This window comes from Dokdonia donghaensis DSW-1, assembly GCF_001653755.1.
Lineage (GTDB): Bacteria > Bacteroidota > Bacteroidia > Flavobacteriales > Flavobacteriaceae > Dokdonia > Dokdonia donghaensis.
Genome location: NZ_CP015125.1, coordinates 2,918,078 through 2,933,852, shown reverse-complemented (window position 1 = coordinate 2,933,852; position 15,775 = coordinate 2,918,078). Strand labels below are relative to the sequence as shown.

Sequence of the window (15,775 nt, the reverse complement as noted above, 5' to 3'; positions counted from 1 at the left end):
GAAAACCTCTCAAGTAATTGAGAGGTTTTTTTCGTTTTAGTAAATTAGAAACAGATGTGTTTGTGTTTATTACGCTTTCGCGAAAGCGTACTAAGACTTTCTATCAAATAATTTATTAATCTTACGTCTTCGTAGCCAAGAAATTTTACGTTTTTCTGGCACACCGTGCTGAGAAATATACTCCTTAATTGCAGCTACTACTCTTGCCGATGATTTTCCATCTGTATAAGGATGATATTGAGCTATAATACTTGCACGCTCTAAGGCAAAATTATCTTGAGTACGTATTTTTAAGATACTAGGAATTAAATCTTTTGGATTTCTGATATTTTCCCACCGTATAGCATCCGAAATATTGTTGAGAGTGATAACCGGCTTGTCTAAAAGTAAAAATTCGTATATCACAGAAGAGGTGTCACTTATTAAGAGATCTGCCAGGACAAGTTGTTTTACGATATCCTTTTCTTCTATAAAATAAATAGTATCATAACGCGCTGCTAGATCTTTGTAGTAAGAAATAAGCTCTGGATTCATTAAATCGTGAAATTTAATATGTATCACATACTCCCTATGCGATGCGAGCGTCTCAATTTCTTTCTTTAAAACGTGGGCAGAGGTGAGTGATGGAGAAAATGTAGGCGCATAGAGAATGATGTTACTAGCATTGTGGCGATCCAGTATTTCTAGCTTGTATGCAGAAGTATCATCTTTGATTTTCTGATAGCTATCTAGCTTGGGCCAGCCAGTTTCTATTACAGATATATTGTTGTGCTTTTTCTTGAGCTTATTAAAACCTTCTGTAAAATAAGGGCCTTGGGTAAGGTAAAGATCAAAGTAATCACGTATTCTAAAGTGCCCTTTTTTTTCTCCAGCAAGTCCGTGAAAGATTTGCACCTTAAGACCACGCAAGTAATAAGGTACTTCATTACCAGGACAAATTATAGCGTCAGTGTTAAAGGCTATTAATTCTTTTATGCTCGTAGTTACAGCATCATTATGAAAAGGAAATACATCAAGAAGTTTTGGCATTATGAACCATAGTACTTGGTCTCCACTTTGAGCAAGTTCTTCTCTTATGGTTTGCATAATCCCAAAGGCATATGCGTTTTGACAGAAGAGAATCACTTTCATTTATAAAAAACTATTTACGTGTTCTAGATCTTCTTTAAAATCTACCTCCATACAGTTGAATTTCGAGATGTCTACCGCCTGTATTTTAGTTTGATGCTTGGCAATCATAACCTCTAGTCCTTTTTCAAAATAGTCTTGTGCTTCACAGGCTTCTAGTTCTTTTATAAAAAGAGGAACATCTTTTGCAGAGATGTAATTTATACCTACAGCTTCTCCCAGACCATTTATTACTTCTTTTGAGAGATTTTGTATATACCCATCTTCAAGAGTATACTTTACCTCCTCATCTGCTACAGAGCAGGTGTTTACCGCTACAAAACTTTGATCTTTTTCTATATGTGGTACAAGCTCGTTAAGTAGTAATGGGTCAAAAACCACATCTCCATTTAACCACAATACAGATTCATCACGACATTTTTTAAGCGCGCATAAAAGACTCTTAGAGGTATTTGTCGTGTCAAAATATGGATTGTAGATATACGTAATGTCTGGAAAACGTTCCATAATACTATTCTTCTTAAAGCCTACTACGGTTAATAAGTCATTTATAGAAAAATAAGATGATAAGCTCTCTACCATCATTTCCATAATGCTTTTTCCATTCTTGAGAGGGGTAAGTGCTTTAGGGTAGGGATTGCCTAGGCGTGAGCCTATGCCAGCTGCGAGAATGATTGTTTTCACTAGTTGGGTGTTTTCTTTTGTAATCTAAGCCTGCGTAGCTTGCAGTACTTTAAGTAGGTTGTCTTTGCACTAAATGTACAAAGAATAAAACCATTACGCCCATCTAAGAATCCCATCCTTATAATGTACGATCGAATAAAAATCCACGAGGGTTTTATAATGAGGTCAAGTATACTCGCTTTACGCCCTCTTTTGTAGTACTCTTTTGAAGCGATGGTGGAGAATTTTTCTGTCTTTTGTCTATGCTCCTCGTGAGTTGCGTGTACCCAGTGCAGTATCTCTCCCTTTAAAGAGTCTACTGTAGCCCCATCACTCATATGTACTTTATCGTGCGGATTTACACCTCCCCATCGAGCCTTTGTTTTGTTAAAAACACGTAATTTTTTATCACGACTCCAGTCTGTATGGTTAATCCACTGGCCGCAGTAGTTGTTATATCGTTTTACGATGTAGCCGTCCTCGTTAAAATCTCTTTTAACACGCTGTATAGCAGTTTGTAATTCTTTACTTAAAGCCTCATCTGCATCTAGAGATACAATATGGTTATAGGTAGCAAGGTCAAGGGCTACGTTTTTTTGCTGTATGTGTCCCTCAAATGTATGCTGTATAAATCTTACAGAATATTGCTCACAGATATATTGGGTCTTATCTGTACTGTATGAATCTACTATCACAACTTCATCTACCACGGGTAGTAGTGACTCTATACACCTTGCAATGTTCCTTTCTTCATTATAGGTGATAATCGTGGCAGACATCTTTACACTACCATCGTTAACCACCGCGCTTTCTTTTAAAAAGGCACTTAGTTTTGGTACAATGAACTCTGGTTTAAACTGCTGGTAGTTTGCAGCTACCTTTTGAGGTGCGCGCTCACGTTTATTAAATCTAGGGTTATAATCTATGTAGTCATATAGATGTACAGAGACGTGTCTTTTATGATCGTCATACACACTCCATTCTTCTTTATTAATCCACGGGCAAAAGATGGCAAACGTAGGGATATCTATAGCCTTTGCCATATTTATAGCTCCTCCCTCGTTACCTATAATAGCATCACAGTGACTTGTGATAGCTATAAACTCTCTAAGGCTTTTACCATAACAGTCTAAAAATATTAGAGCTCTGGTCTTTACTGCACAGTGATTGTATAAGGTAGTTATTAAATCTACCTGTGAGGGTATGTAATTAAAGATGAGTTGTGCATCTGTGCTTTCTACAATATAATCTAGTAAGGTTGCTAGATAGGGTAGTGAATATGTTTTTGTAGATCCGCTGCCTAGGGCACTTATCTGGTACAACTTTTTTGAAAGGTCAATACCGCAAGATTCTATGATATGTTTTGCGTTTGTCTTTTCCTGCTCAGTGAGGTAAATTTTTGGTGCAATAGCATCAAATTGTTTACCTGTAAGTTGCTCTAGTAAGAGCATTCTATTCTCTATGGCGAGACCAGCTAGGGTATAAGACTTCTTTCGGCGACGTAGGGTATCTGTATAAAAAAGGTGGGTGTACCATTTATGATAACCCACGCTGTTTTTTGCTCCAGTAGCTTTAGTTAAAAATGCGCTACCTATTTTAGAGTACACATCTATAACGGTGTCATAGGCTTCTGCCTTGAGCTGTTTTTTAAATTGTGATTTTGCCTTTGCACTCTTTTCTATCTCTGGTGTATAGATAATGAGTTTGTCTATAAAAGGATTATTCTCAAGTACGGGTGTAGTGTGAGCGTTTATGAGGTAGTGTATTTCGCTTTCGCGAAAGCGTAATTTTATCGCTTCACATAAGATAGACGATGTCAAGACATCGCCTATCATTTTCTGTTGTATGATGAGAACTTTTTTCAATAGATCGTTTATACGGCTACATCATATTCTCTTAGTGCGTCGTTAAGAGATGTTTTCTTATTTGTACTTTCTTTACGTTTACCTATGATAAGTGCGCAAGGTACTTGGTACTCTCCGGCGGCAAACTTTTTTGTATAACTTCCTGGTATCACTACAGAGCGAGCTGGCACGCGGCCTTTCATCTCTACTGGCTCGTCACCAGTAACGTCTATAATTTTTGTACTCATAGTAAGTACTACGTTTGCGCCTAGTACGGCTTCTTTCTCTACGTGTACACCTTCTACTACGATACATCTAGATCCTATAAAAGCACCATCTTCTATAATTACGGGAGAGGCTTGTAACGGCTCAAGTACACCACCTATACCTACACCACCACTAAGGTGTACATTTTTACCTATTTGAGCACAGCTACCTACGGTTGCCCAGGTGTCTACCATTGTACCCTCGTCTACATAGGCACCTATATTTACATAGCTAGGCATAAGGATGACTCCTTTTGAGATGTATGCTCCGTGTCTTGCAACAGCGTTAGGTACTACACGTATACCACGGTTTTCGTAATCTCTCTTGAGAGGAATTTTGTCGTGATATTCAAATATACCAGCTTCAAGAGTTTCCATTTTCTGGATAGGAAAATAAAGTACAACAGCTTTCTTTACCCACTCGTTTACTTGCCATCCATTTTCTGTAGGCTCTGCAACACGCAGGGTACCGCGGTCTAGCATATCTACCACCTCACGTATGGCGTTTATAGTTACTGGGTTAGTAAGGTGCGTACGGTCGTCCCACGCTTCTTCAATAATATTCTGAAGTTGTGTCATTGTATATTCTTTTAAGTTTTATAAGTGAGTATAGTGGCTCACGGTGCTATAATCTTTGGTCCAAAGATAAAGTATCAATTGAGTTTATAAAGGTACTCTTTGTTGTAAAAGCTGCACAAGGAAGTGCTTTTTTGTTATATATGTCACAATAAGCAAAGCCTATAGTGAGTAATAGACTGTAGCTTATGGGTGTGGGTTTATGTATCGGTGTGCATATCGCTTATATTCTTGCTTGATTTTACTTATTTTTGCACCAAATTTTACAGATGGCACGCATCATTGCAATAGATTATGGAACAAAGCGCACGGGAGTCGCGGTGACAGATGAGTTGCAACTTATTGCTTCTGGCTTAACCACGGTACCGACTAAAGATATTTTTAAATTTTTAGCGACCTACCTAGCCGAAGAAAAAGTAGAGGCAATGGTCATAGGAGAGCCTAAACGTATGAATAATGAGGCGAGTGATGTTGAGGAGCATATAGTACGCTTTCGCGAAAGCGTAGAAAAAAAACATCCCGAGCTTAAAATCATTAGGCAAGATGAGCGTTTTACCTCAAAGATGGCTTTCCAGACAATGCTAGATAGCGGCATCGGTAAAAAGAAGAGACAAAATAAAGCACTTGTAGATCAAATAAGTGCAACCATTATACTGCAGGATTACCTGTATAATAAATAGATATGATATTACCTATAGTAGCATACGGGAGTCCCGTGCTTAAGAAAAAAGCAAAAGATATTACTCCAGAGTACCCTAACCTGAGTGAGCTCCTTGAGAATATGTATGAGACAATGTATGGAGCGCACGGTGTAGGCCTTGCAGCACCACAAGTGGGATTACCTATACGCATCTTTCTTGTAGATACAACACCCTTTGCAGATGATGAGAGCTTTACACCAGAGGAGCAAAAGCAACTATCTAGTTTTAAGAAAACCTTCATAAATGCAGAGATTCTAGAAGAGGAAGGCGAGGAGTGGGCTTTTTCTGAAGGATGCTTGAGTATACCTGGTATAAACGAAGATGTTTTTAGAAAACCTACGGTAACCATCAAGTATCAAGACGAAAATTTTAAAGAGTATACAGAGACCTATGAGGGCCTTATAGCGCGTGTGATACAGCACGAGTATGATCACATAGACGGTATACTTTTTACAGATAAACTATCGAGTCTTAAAAAACGTTTAATAAAAGGAAAGCTAGCAAATATCTCAAAAGGGAAGTGCAGTGCAGACTACCGTATGCGTTTTCCGGCGGCGTCGAAAAAACGCTAAAACGTTAAACCCAAAAAACTAATTTGTAAATATGTGGTGCAAAGTGCATCTTTGCCACCCAATAAAATAATATATGAGTTTAGATAAAGTAATCGCAATCGCAGGAAAGCCTGGTATATATGAGTTAAAGCAACAAACACGTAGTGGTTTTGTAGCAGAGTCACTCGTGGATGGTAAGAGAATTACCGTAGGGATTCGTCACAATGTGAGTGTTCTGTCTGAGATAGCCATCTATACACTAAGTGCAGAAAAGCCGTTAAGAGAGGTTTTTCAAGCTATAAAGGAAAAAGAAAACGGTGGGCCTACCATACACCACAAGGTGTCAAAAGATGAGCTCGAAGAGTTTTTCTTTAACGTAGTGCCAGATTATGATGAAGACCGCGTGTATGCCAGCGATATCAAGAAGGTAGTGCAGTGGTACAACATCTTACAACAAAAGGAGATGCTCAACTTTGAAGCTCCAGTAGCTTCAGACGAAGAAGAATAGTGCATAACTTTTTATAATATTAAAGAGCCTTTACAATCTATATGTGAAGGCTTTTTTAGTTTTAAACTTTAGTACGCTTTCGCGAAAGCGTAACATAAACCCTCATTATATCTACTATAAAAAGAACCATTATGAAGTACTCAAGAGAAGCACAGCTCAAAGCCATAGATAGATTACTCACCATTATGGATGAGCTTAGAGTAGGATGCCCTTGGGATAAAAAACAAACGATGGAGAGCCTGCGCCATCTCACCATAGAGGAGACTTATGAGCTAGGCGATGCCATACTAGATAATGACCTAGAAGAAGTAAAAAAGGAACTGGGAGACCTCTTATTACACATTGTCTTTTATGCAAAAATAGGAAGCGAGACCCAAGAGTTTGATATAGCAGATGTGGCAAACAGTATCTCAGAAAAACTTATCTCTCGTCACCCACATATATATGGTGATGTAGATGTAGCAAATGCAGATGAAGTAGCGACTAACTGGGAGAAACTCAAACTCAAAGAAGGTAAAAAATCTGTGCTAGAAGGTGTGCCTAGAAGCCTACCGGCACTTGTCAAAGCAAGCCGCATACAAGATAAAGTAGCGGGTGTAGGTTTTGACTGGGAAGAGCCACAGCAGGTTTTTGAAAAAGTACAAGAAGAGCTAGAAGAACTACAACACGAAGTAAAAGAAAATAATCAAGAGAAGATAGAAGCCGAGTTTGGCGATGTACTGTTCTCTATGATAAACTATGCTCGTTTCTTAAAAGTAGACTCAGAAAGCGCTCTTGAGCGTACTAATAAGAAGTTTATAAAACGCTTTATGTACCTAGAAGGTAAGGCCAAAGAACTTAATAAGGACCTCTCAGATATGACCCTTAAAGAGATGGATATCTTCTGGGAAGAGGCAAAGCAATTGTAAAGGCGATATAATCTTGATGATTATGATGAGCCTTAGGGCACTTGCCTAGCTCAAAAGATGCGTTCACTCATTATGGGTTTAGTTTAAAGTATGCCTAAGGTAGTTTTACCTCATACTTAAAAACTAAACATTATGAGAGCCGTCATCACATCTATCTTAATATTTCTTAGTCTTATTTCTTATGCTCAAGAAGTAAACATCACAGGAACAATAACTGCAGAGGGTAACCCACTTCCGGGTGCAAATATCTTAGTAAAAGGGAAGGACAGTAAATCAGTCTCAGATTTTGACGGTAATTATGAAATCAAGGCGGCAAAGCTGGATACGCTCGTATTTTCATTTGTAGGTTTTGATACTCAAGAAATCATTGTAGGAGATGCTACCGTAATTAATGTCGCGATGCTAGGCAGTCCTGAGCTAGAAGAAGTAATTGTTACAGCTTCTGGAGTAAAGAGAGAGAAACGTGCTGTAGGGTATGCTACCTCAGATGCTAGTATCGTTATAAGAGGTAAAGTTTCTGGCGTTGCAGTGACAGAAGGTTCTAGTCATCCTTCTAGATATAATGATCCAGCTTATGGACAACTTACGGCAGGTGAGATTAATGACTTAGAAAAGTGGTCTGAGTATTATGAGATTTTCTCAAGTGGGGAGGCACAAAAAGTTGCCGGCCGCTGGGGATTTATCCATAAAAATAAAATAGACATTACCCTCAAGAATAAAGATCAAACTCCTGTAGCAAATACAATGGTTGCTCTCTATAAAAATAAAAAGCAGCTTATGAAAGGACGTACAGACATTAATGGATCACTAGTACTTTATAAAGGAGCACACAACCTGAGTGATCGCTTCTTAGTACAAGTGTATAGTGAGGGTAATGTAGTGGGAAAATCTATAAGCGGTGGGCAACACGTGGTAGAGATTACCATAGCGTCAAGTGTTGCTGCGACTAATACGGTAGACGTTCTATTTGCTGTAGATGCTACAGGCTCTATGGGTGATGAGATAGCTTATCTCAAATCTGAGCTTAAAAATATTATGAATAGAATAGATGCACAAATCGCACAAAAACGAGTAGCGCTCACAGTGTATAGAGATCACGGTGATAGCTATGTAACTAGATCGATAGATTTTAAAGAAGATGTAAATGAGGTAAAAGACTTTTTATCACAGCAAGATGCAAATGGGGGTGGAGATTATGAGGAGGCAGTAGAGGAAGCTTTAAAAGTATCCCTCTCTCAATCTTGGAATAAGGATGCTAAAGCAAAGCTACTATTCTTGATGCTAGACGCACCCCCACACTACACGGCGCAAAATGTGGAGCTCATAAAATCACAGATTAAAAAAGCCCGAGAGATGGGCATAAAAATAATACCTGTTGTAGCTAGTGGAGCAAATAAAGAAGTAGAATTCCTGATGCGATCTTTTAGCATTGCTACAAATGGAACTTATGTTTTCCTTACAGATGATAGCGGTATAGGTAATGACCATATGGAACCTACTACAGAAGATGTAAAAGTAGAAAAACTCAATGACCTCATAGTACGTCTCATTGAGAAGTACGCAGGGGTAGAGAGCGCCTTATAGAATAACTGTTTTTTAGTTTGTTTGTAAACGCGTTATTCAGTTATTGATAACGCGTTTTTTATATAGACTGCAGGTATAATTGCTCTACTTTTTCTCTAGCCCAAGGAGTACGTCTCAAAAATTTGAGACTAGATTTTATAGAAGGATCTTTTTTGAAACAATTTATATCTACCTGTAGACTCATTTCTTTCCAGCCATAATTCTCTACCAGAAACTCTAAGATGTCTACAAGTTTTACCCCGTGTAACGGGTTATTAGGTTGTTGCTGCTTCTCTTCCATAATAGCAAAGATAACTCAATCTAGTGTCTAAAGAGATTTACAGTTACCGTTGCCGCATCATTATTTGGGAATTTTTTACTTAGTTTTTCATCTCTCTTCATACCTATACTATCTAACACTTTATGGAAAACGGGTACTTCTACTATAAATTGGTCTGAGTAGCCGTGGGTAGCGTCATAGGCAGTAACAGCTGTTTTACCTATATAATTTGCAGCGATTGCTGGAGGTACACTATGTAACTCTATGAGCAATAATCCGTGTTTACCCGTATATGGAGACCATTTTCCAAAATGCTCTGCTAGTGAGGCCTCAGCATCATTATTTGCTATGCGAGCACCCTCATAGGCAAAGGCGCCTGTAGATGTGCTAGCCGCTTCCTTGAGCGATGTTGAGGGAGCTTTCCAGACACGATTATGATCTAAGAAAGAGCGCACATTAAGCAGATCACCGAGCGCAATGTCGTACTCTTTTTTTAAGTCGGCAGCAAGTCTGTCTGGGTCACCTATATCTCCCCACATCACTTTTGCCCATATTTCGGCTTGGATGAGATTTTGCTTAGTAATATCTATTGCTGTTTGGTTATAATCTGCTCCTACTAGTATAAGTGGGTGTTCATCTAGATGCTTGCCACGCAGGGTGTGACGCTCAATAAGATTATAAAGGTGTATTAAAAAAGCACCGTTACCGCAGCCCATATCTAATATCCCTTTAGGTTGCTCGTCTATAGGTTTGTTAAAAATATCAAGTATAATAGTATCTACCACTTTAAAGTAGGTAGCGTGCGCACCACCGCTTCCCCATACATTCATAGCTCTGTCTACGTGTCCTTCTTGGCTACCGTCACCTTGTGATTTTGCCGCAAGCGCATTACCAAAAAGCAGGTCGTCAAGCTTACGTAATGTAGGTATGTAAGAAACAGTCACGCCGTATGCACTGGCTCTCTTTGCAAAGAACAGACCTTTGTCTGTAAATTGATACGTGTGTTCTTTGCGAGTAAATAGCTCAAAATATGTGAGTATGTCTAATAGTTTTTTAAAGTTCTCTCCATCTGCGTGAAACTCTTCTGGCCTAAAGCTTGCCTGCATAAAGTATTTATGAAAAGCCCCATTCATAGACAGATGTACAAGAGTAGGCCCTAGTATACTTCCTTCTATATGTGCAAGTACTTGCTCTTGTATGCTTTTTTCTGCTGGGTCTTGAGATAGCGTAATACCATAATGATTGCGGTATTTTGAAAAAATATCTTGTAACATTTTAAAAGGAGCTACCTCAAATTTTCTAAAATGGTAATTTTCAGAGAGCTTTTGTAGTGCTGTTACCTCTTCATAAAGCGGGAATAGTGCAAAAGCTGTTGCTGTATGCTCATTTATACTATAAGTAACCGTATTTGTGCTGTTATCTATGTGCTGCACGAGCCATCCTTGTGAGGCTAGTAGTCGCAATGCCACGTTTAGGTACCCCTCATTTGCATCAAAGGTTGATGTCAAATCACCAATTGTGACCTCTTTTTTATCTAATATATATGTAGTCACGCCCTTTTTGTAAAGCGAAAACGCAGATGGAGCGGTAACGATACCGTCTAAGTGTCTAAAAAGTCGCTCTCTATAGGTGGCTTGTAATGCTTTGGATACCATAGTATCAGTGTGTTATGTGTTTGAATATTTATTAGTCTACCAGACCACTAGGTTAATAACTTTTTTTCAAATAAAAATGTTTTTAACATCAATTTATATCCGTCTCAATCTTGCGTATTTTTACACCTGTGAATCGTACTACAAAAACCGTAACCATAACAGACCTTAACGCCTTTAAGAAACAACTGCTTTCTTGGGCACAGCAGTATGAAGATATTGTCTGGCTTGATAGTAACAGTTATGAACGACAAAATTATCCCGAGTACGAAGCCATACTAGCAGTAGACGCTTTTACAAGTCTAAAGACTGATTATCAAGGAGCTTTTGATCAACTGGAGGAGTATCAAAGCACAACAAAAGATTGGATTTTTGGATACCTCAGTTATGATCTTAAGAATGATACTGAGCGACTTACATCAAAAAATGATGACAGTCTCGACTTTGCAGACCTATATTTCTTTCAGCCTAAAAAGGTTTTTTTACTCAAGGGTGAAACCCTCGAGATGCACTATCTAGGTATGGTAGATGATGAGATAGATGAGGATTATAAGGAGATAATCAATGGTGTAAACTATCAACCATATATCCCTGCAGACCCATTATCTATAAAACTCAAAATTCACAAAGAAGCTTATAAAGAAAAGGTACGTGAGATGCTTGCTCACATACACAGAGGTGATATTTATGAGGCAAATATGTGTCAAGAGTTTTATGCGACAGGTAGCATTGCACCGCTAGAAATATATGAGCGCCTCAATGCAATAAGTACCCCACCATTTGCTACCTACTTGAGGATGGAAGATCAGTACTTGCTGTCGGCAACTCCAGAGCGGTATATTAAAAAAATAGGAGAGAAGATTGTTACCCAGCCCATAAAGGGAACAGCTAGACGTAGTGATAATGAGGAGGAGGATTACGCTTTCGCGAAAGCGTTACAACAAAACCCAAAAGAGCGCTCAGAAAACATAATGATTGTAGATCTCGTGCGCAACGACCTGTCTCGCACAGCTCGCAGAGGATCTGTTGTAGTAGAAGAGTTAGGCGAGGTATACCCCTTTAAGCAAGTTCACCAAATGATCTCTACCGTTACCTCACAACTAGGCGTAGGCATCTCACCGGTAGATGTGATACGTAGCACCTTCCCAATGGGAAGTATGACAGGTGCGCCAAAATTGCGAGCAATGCAAATCATAGAGTCACTAGAAGAGTCAAAGCGGGGTTTATACAGCGGCTCAGTGGGCTATTTTACCCCGGCAGGCGATTTTGATTTTAATGTAGTCATACGCAGTATACTCTACAATGCAGAGAAACAATACATCTCATACTCAGTAGGCGGAGCCATCACTGCTGGTTCTGACCCAGATAGTGAGTATGAAGAGTGCTTACTCAAGGCTAAGGCGATGCGTGCTGTTTTAGAGGGAGAATAGTAGCGATATTTTGTATTTTTGCCTTCCGCTTTCGCGAAAGCGTACTAACAATAAAACAACTAGCTTAAAGCATACAGCTTAGAGCCAAAAGCCAAATTATGAGCGACGATAAAAAGATCATATTTTCAATGCAGGGCGTTTCAAAAACGTTTCCTGGAGCACAGACACCTGTACTTAAAAAGATATACCTAAGCTTCTTTTATGGAGCAAAAATAGGAATCTTAGGTCTTAACGGTTCTGGTAAATCTACGTTGATGAAAATCATCGCAGGATTAGATACAAACTTTCAAGGAGATGTAACTTCAGATAAAGAATTTTCTGTAGGGTATCTCGAGCAAGAGCCTAAGCTAGATCCAGAAAAAACGGTTCTTGAGATTGTAAAAGAAGGAGCTGCCGAAACGGTTGCTATTCTTGATGAGTACAATAAAATTAATGATTCATTTGGTCTAGAAGAGGTATACTCAGATGCAGATAAGATGGATAAGCTTATGGCACGCCAGGCAGTCTTGCAAGATGAGATAGATGCTCGCGGTGCCTGGGAGCTAGATACAAAACTAGAGATCGCGATGGATGCACTACGCACCCCACCGGCAGATCAAAAAGTGGGTGTACTCTCTGGAGGAGAAAAGCGTCGTGTGGCTTTATGTAGATTATTATTACAAGAGCCAGATGTATTATTACTAGATGAGCCTACTAACCACCTTGACGCAGAGTCTGTGCACTGGTTAGAGCACCACCTTGCACAATATAAAGGAACGGTAATAGCTGTAACTCACGACCGTTACTTCCTTGATAACGTAGCAGGATGGATATTAGAACTAGATAGAGGAGAAGGAATCCCTTGGAAAGGAAACTACTCTTCTTGGCTAGACCAGAAGTCTAAGCGTATGGCGCAAGAGAGTAAGACCGCTTCAAAAAGGCAAAAAACATTAGAACGAGAGCTAGAGTGGGTACGTCAAGGAGCCAAAGGTCGCCAGACTAAACAAAAAGCTCGTTTACAGAACTATGACAAGATGATGAGTCAAGATCAAAAGCAAGTAGATGAGAAGCTTGAAATCTATATCCCTAATGGGCCACGTCTTGGTACTAATGTTATTGAGGCATCTGGAGTGAGTAAAGCCTTTGGCGATAAGTTACTCTATGAAGACCTTAACTTTAATTTGCCGCAGGCTGGTATCGTTGGTATTATAGGTCCTAACGGAGCTGGTAAGACTACTATCTTTAAAATGATTATGGGTGAAGAGGCTCCAGATAAAGGAACCTTTAACGTAGGAGAGACTGCTCAAATCGCATATGTAGACCAGAGTCACAGCAATATAGACCCAGAGAAAACTATCTGGCAAAACTTCTCAGACGAGCAAGAGCTTGTAATGATGGGAGGTAAGGAAGTAAACTCTAGGGCATACTTAAGTAGATTTAACTTCTCGGGTAGTGAGCAAAATAAGAAAGTAGCAACACTATCTGGTGGTGAGCGCAACCGTTTACACCTTGCGATGACTTTAAGAGAGGAAGGAAACGTACTATTACTGGATGAGCCTACAAACGACCTTGATGTAAACACACTAAGAGCGCTAGAAGAAGGACTAGAGAACTTTGCAGGCTGTGCAGTAGTAATTAGTCACGACCGCTGGTTCTTAGATCGTATATGTACTCACATTCTTGCTTTTGAGGGAGATAGTCAAGTGTATTTCTTTGAAGGTAGCTTCTCAGAATATGAGGCTAATAAGAAAAAGAGATTAGGTGGTGATTTAATGCCTAAGCGTATTAAATACAAGAAGTTAGTAAGGTAAGTAATTACATACAATGAGAAACGCCCCATACATAACTGTATGGGGCGTTTTTATTTTAAGTGTTAATTGTAAAATACCGCTACATAAAGAAAAATAGCATAGCACATAAGGCGAGTATAATAACAGATACAATAAGTATTGACTTATTAATTAGGATCAGTTTGTTATTAAATTCAATGCGTATCATCTTGATAGTTTTATGGTTTCACTTTATAGATACTAAAATATGTAAAAGGTTGCGTCTAAGTAATTTAAAAATTTTTGAACCCTACATTTTACGAATAATTCCGTTACAGCGATAAAATTATGCAGTTTATCTGATGTGAAGTCATAAAATATATTATTTAATCATTAACTCCCGGTTGTTTTAGTGTGAAGTTTTCTTCCTTTTTTGCCTTATCTACTTGGCTTTTTACATCTCTCAAAAGTTCTTTTGCATCATAGATTATCCCGTCTTTTATGGTGTACTTAACTCCACCTACACGCACTACTTCATTATCATCTGTTAGTTTTATAGCGCCTGTTCCATAAAGTACTTTGAGATTTTGTAATGGGTTTTCTTCTACGATGACAAAGTCTGCAAGTTTATTTACTTCTACAGAGCCCACTTGGTCGTCCATATTAAGCAATTCTGCCCCATTGAGGGTTGCCGCTCTTATGACTTCCAGAGGATGAAAACCTGCTTCCCTAAGTAGCTCTAACTCTCTAGGGTATGCAAATCCATATAACTGAAAAATAAAGCCAGAATCTGTACCTACAGTTACACGACCACCTCTGTTTTTATATTCATTTACAAAAGCCATCCACATACGGTAATTATTCTTCCAGTGTACTTCTTCTTCTGTACCCCAGAAGTGCCAGTAGCTACCGTGTGATATTTTACTAGGTTGATAAAATCTCCATAAGGAAGGAAGGGTGTAGTCTTCGTGCCACTCGGCTCTTCTTGCTCTCATTAAGTCACGACTGGCTTCATAAATATTAAAGGTAGGATCTAGTGTGAAATCTAGAGCGATAAGCTCCTCCATAACTGTATTCCATTTTTCAGACCCTGGTTTAGCCGCTTGTGCCCATAGGCGTCCTGCTTCCCCAAAACGGTGTTGCTCATTATTATAGTTATAGTCAAGCGGATAGTTTTGTACCGTCGTGTTTTCAAACAGTGCCTCTGGTAGTCCGTACCAGTGCTCCATAGACGTAAGTCCAGCACGTGCACTGTTAAGTACATTCCAGCGTGCGACGCTCATTTGAGCGTGGTGCATAGATGAGGTAAGTCCCAGTTTCTTGTTTTCTTCAAGAGCTGCTTGCATAACCTCTGGTGGAGCGCCAAAAAACTTAATCCCGTCTGAACCATTTTTACTATTATTTTGAACCCAAGCTCTTGCTTGTTGTGCTGTAGTTATAGTCTCCTTACTACCTTGGCCAAAGCCCGTATGCGAGATGATACGGGGCGCAATTATACTATTGTTTTTAGATTTTTTCTTGAGGTCTAAGGTAAAGTCACGACTCCTACCAGATACCTCACGTACGGTGGTAACGCCGTGCGCCATCCATAGTTTAAAAACATAATCTGGATCTGCTCCTTGAGCTTCTCCACCTATGTGCACGTGACAATCTACAAACCCTGGTAAAAGGTACATTCCATTTGCATCTAGCTCTTTTCCGCCTGCACGTAGTTTTGGGCGTTTTGCTTCGTTAATCGCTACACCTGGATATCCTACTACTTTAATTTCGGTGATTTTATTTCCTTCTACTACGATATCTACAGGGCTTATCGGTGGTGCTCCATTACCATTTATGAGCGTTACGCCACGTATGATGAGCTGATTAAAAGGACCTTCTTGTAGGGGTGATTGCGCTTTCGCGAAAGCGGAAAAAAACAACACTCCGCATATAAATGTGATAATTGATTTATGCATAA

The 15,775-nt window shown here is 39.2% G+C and carries 14 protein-coding genes; 7 read left to right on the top strand and 7 right to left on the bottom strand.

Translation table 11 applies throughout. From position 1 onward, the window contains the following. Positions 1 to 90: 90 nt before the first annotated feature. Genes I597_RS12880 through I597_RS12865 form a run of 4 tightly spaced genes read right to left on the bottom strand, consistent with a single transcriptional unit; the run spans position 91 to position 4,480 of the window. Positions 91 to 1,131 (bottom strand): CDP-glycerol--glycerophosphate glycerophosphotransferase, encoded by a 1,041-nt coding sequence (locus I597_RS12880; protein ID WP_035325117.1) that lies wholly within the window; start codon positions 1,129 to 1,131, stop codon positions 91 to 93. Then, a complete protein-coding gene (locus tag I597_RS12875; protein WP_035325116.1) occupies positions 1,132 to 1,812 on the bottom strand; it encodes a phosphocholine cytidylyltransferase family protein in 681 nt (226 codons plus the stop codon). Then, positions 1,812 to 3,656, bottom strand: coding sequence for a glycosyltransferase (locus tag I597_RS15055; RefSeq protein WP_236626633.1), 1,845 nt, complete (start codon positions 3,654 to 3,656; stop codon positions 1,812 to 1,814). The genes I597_RS12875 and I597_RS15055 overlap by 1 nt, the downstream gene beginning before the upstream one ends. Positions 3,657 to 3,664: 8 nt before the next feature. Beyond that, on the bottom strand, positions 3,665 to 4,480 hold the full coding sequence (locus I597_RS12865; protein ID WP_035325115.1) for a 2,3,4,5-tetrahydropyridine-2,6-dicarboxylate N-succinyltransferase: 816 nt from the start codon (positions 4,478 to 4,480) through the stop codon (positions 3,665 to 3,667). Positions 4,481 to 4,746: 266 nt separating this feature from the next. On the opposite strand from I597_RS12865, the gene ruvX reads away from it, so the two are divergent. The 5 genes from ruvX to I597_RS12840 all read left to right on the top strand — a co-directional run bounded on the left by ruvX (position 4,747) and on the right by I597_RS12840 (position 8,729). Continuing rightward, positions 4,747 to 5,157, top strand: a complete 411-nt coding sequence (gene ruvX / locus I597_RS12860) for a Holliday junction resolvase RuvX (protein ID WP_035325114.1) — start codon at positions 4,747 to 4,749, stop codon at positions 5,155 to 5,157. Positions 5,158 to 5,159: 2 nt separating this feature from the next. Further along, positions 5,160 to 5,750 carry a peptide deformylase gene (gene def / locus I597_RS12855; RefSeq protein ID WP_035325113.1) on the top strand — a complete coding sequence of 197 codons (591 nt, stop codon included), beginning with the start codon at positions 5,160 to 5,162 and terminating at the stop codon, positions 5,748 to 5,750. Between the two features lie 73 nt (positions 5,751 to 5,823). Then, complete coding sequence (locus I597_RS12850; protein WP_021778587.1) at positions 5,824 to 6,237, top strand: DUF5606 family protein; 414 nt, start codon at positions 5,824 to 5,826, stop codon at positions 6,235 to 6,237. A gap of 131 nt (positions 6,238 to 6,368) precedes the next feature. Then, positions 6,369 to 7,145, top strand: a complete 777-nt coding sequence (mazG, locus tag I597_RS12845; RefSeq protein ID WP_035325112.1) for a nucleoside triphosphate pyrophosphohydrolase — start codon at positions 6,369 to 6,371, stop codon at positions 7,143 to 7,145. 132 nt (positions 7,146 to 7,277) lie between these two features. Then, positions 7,278 to 8,729, top strand: a complete 1,452-nt coding sequence (locus I597_RS12840; RefSeq protein ID WP_052111734.1) for a vWA domain-containing protein — start codon at positions 7,278 to 7,280, stop codon at positions 8,727 to 8,729. A 58-nt stretch (positions 8,730 to 8,787) separates the two neighbouring features. Here I597_RS12840 and I597_RS12835 read toward each other — a convergent pair whose 3' ends face one another. Beyond that, positions 8,788 to 9,009: a VF530 family protein gene (locus I597_RS12835; protein WP_035325111.1), complete on the bottom strand. Its 222-nt coding sequence runs from the start codon at positions 9,007 to 9,009 to the stop codon at positions 8,788 to 8,790. Between the two features lie 20 nt (positions 9,010 to 9,029). Next, on the bottom strand, positions 9,030 to 10,643 hold the full coding sequence (locus tag I597_RS12830; RefSeq protein ID WP_035325110.1) for a class I SAM-dependent methyltransferase: 1,614 nt from the start codon (positions 10,641 to 10,643) through the stop codon (positions 9,030 to 9,032). A gap of 128 nt (positions 10,644 to 10,771) precedes the next feature. Here I597_RS12830 and I597_RS12825 point away from each other — a divergent pair, with 128 nt between their 5' ends. Further along, positions 10,772 to 12,070, top strand: coding sequence for an anthranilate synthase component I family protein (locus I597_RS12825; protein WP_035328717.1), 1,299 nt, complete (start codon positions 10,772 to 10,774; stop codon positions 12,068 to 12,070). A 98-nt stretch (positions 12,071 to 12,168) separates the two neighbouring features. Further along, positions 12,169 to 13,860, top strand: a complete 1,692-nt coding sequence (gene ettA / locus I597_RS12820; protein ID WP_035325109.1) for an energy-dependent translational throttle protein EttA — start codon at positions 12,169 to 12,171, stop codon at positions 13,858 to 13,860. A gap of 344 nt (positions 13,861 to 14,204) precedes the next feature. On the opposite strand, the gene I597_RS12815 is transcribed toward ettA, so the two are convergent. Beyond that, the gene (locus I597_RS12815) at positions 14,205 to 15,773 is read right to left on the bottom strand and encodes an amidohydrolase family protein (RefSeq protein WP_035325108.1); all 1,569 of its coding nucleotides are present in this window, start codon (positions 15,771 to 15,773) and stop codon (positions 14,205 to 14,207) included. Between the last annotated feature and the right edge of the window lie 2 nt (positions 15,774 to 15,775).

Excerpts from the sequence above, each read along its gene's own strand:
- I597_RS12880 (WP_035325117.1), bottom strand. The coding sequence starts at position 1,131 with ATGAAAGTGATTCTCTTCTGTCAAAACGCATATGCCTTTGGGATTATG.
- I597_RS12865 (WP_035325115.1), bottom strand. The coding sequence starts at position 4,480 with ATGACACAACTTCAGAATATTATTGAAGAAGCGTGGGACGACCGTACG.
- ruvX (WP_035325114.1), top strand. The coding sequence starts at position 4,747 with ATGGCACGCATCATTGCAATAGATTATGGAACAAAGCGCACGGGAGTC.
- def (WP_035325113.1), top strand. The coding sequence starts at position 5,160 with ATGATATTACCTATAGTAGCATACGGGAGTCCCGTGCTTAAGAAAAAA.
- I597_RS12850 (WP_021778587.1), top strand. The coding sequence starts at position 5,824 with ATGAGTTTAGATAAAGTAATCGCAATCGCAGGAAAGCCTGGTATATAT.
- mazG (WP_035325112.1), top strand. The coding sequence starts at position 6,369 with ATGAAGTACTCAAGAGAAGCACAGCTCAAAGCCATAGATAGATTACTC.
- I597_RS12840 (WP_052111734.1), top strand. The coding sequence starts at position 7,278 with ATGAGAGCCGTCATCACATCTATCTTAATATTTCTTAGTCTTATTTCT.
- I597_RS12835 (WP_035325111.1), bottom strand. The coding sequence starts at position 9,009 with ATGGAAGAGAAGCAGCAACAACCTAATAACCCGTTACACGGGGTAAAA.
- I597_RS12830 (WP_035325110.1), bottom strand. The coding sequence starts at position 10,643 with ATGGTATCCAAAGCATTACAAGCCACCTATAGAGAGCGACTTTTTAGA.
- ettA (WP_035325109.1), top strand. The coding sequence starts at position 12,169 with ATGAGCGACGATAAAAAGATCATATTTTCAATGCAGGGCGTTTCAAAA.
- I597_RS12815 (WP_035325108.1), bottom strand. The coding sequence starts at position 15,773 with ATGCATAAATCAATTATCACATTTATATGCGGAGTGTTGTTTTTTTCC.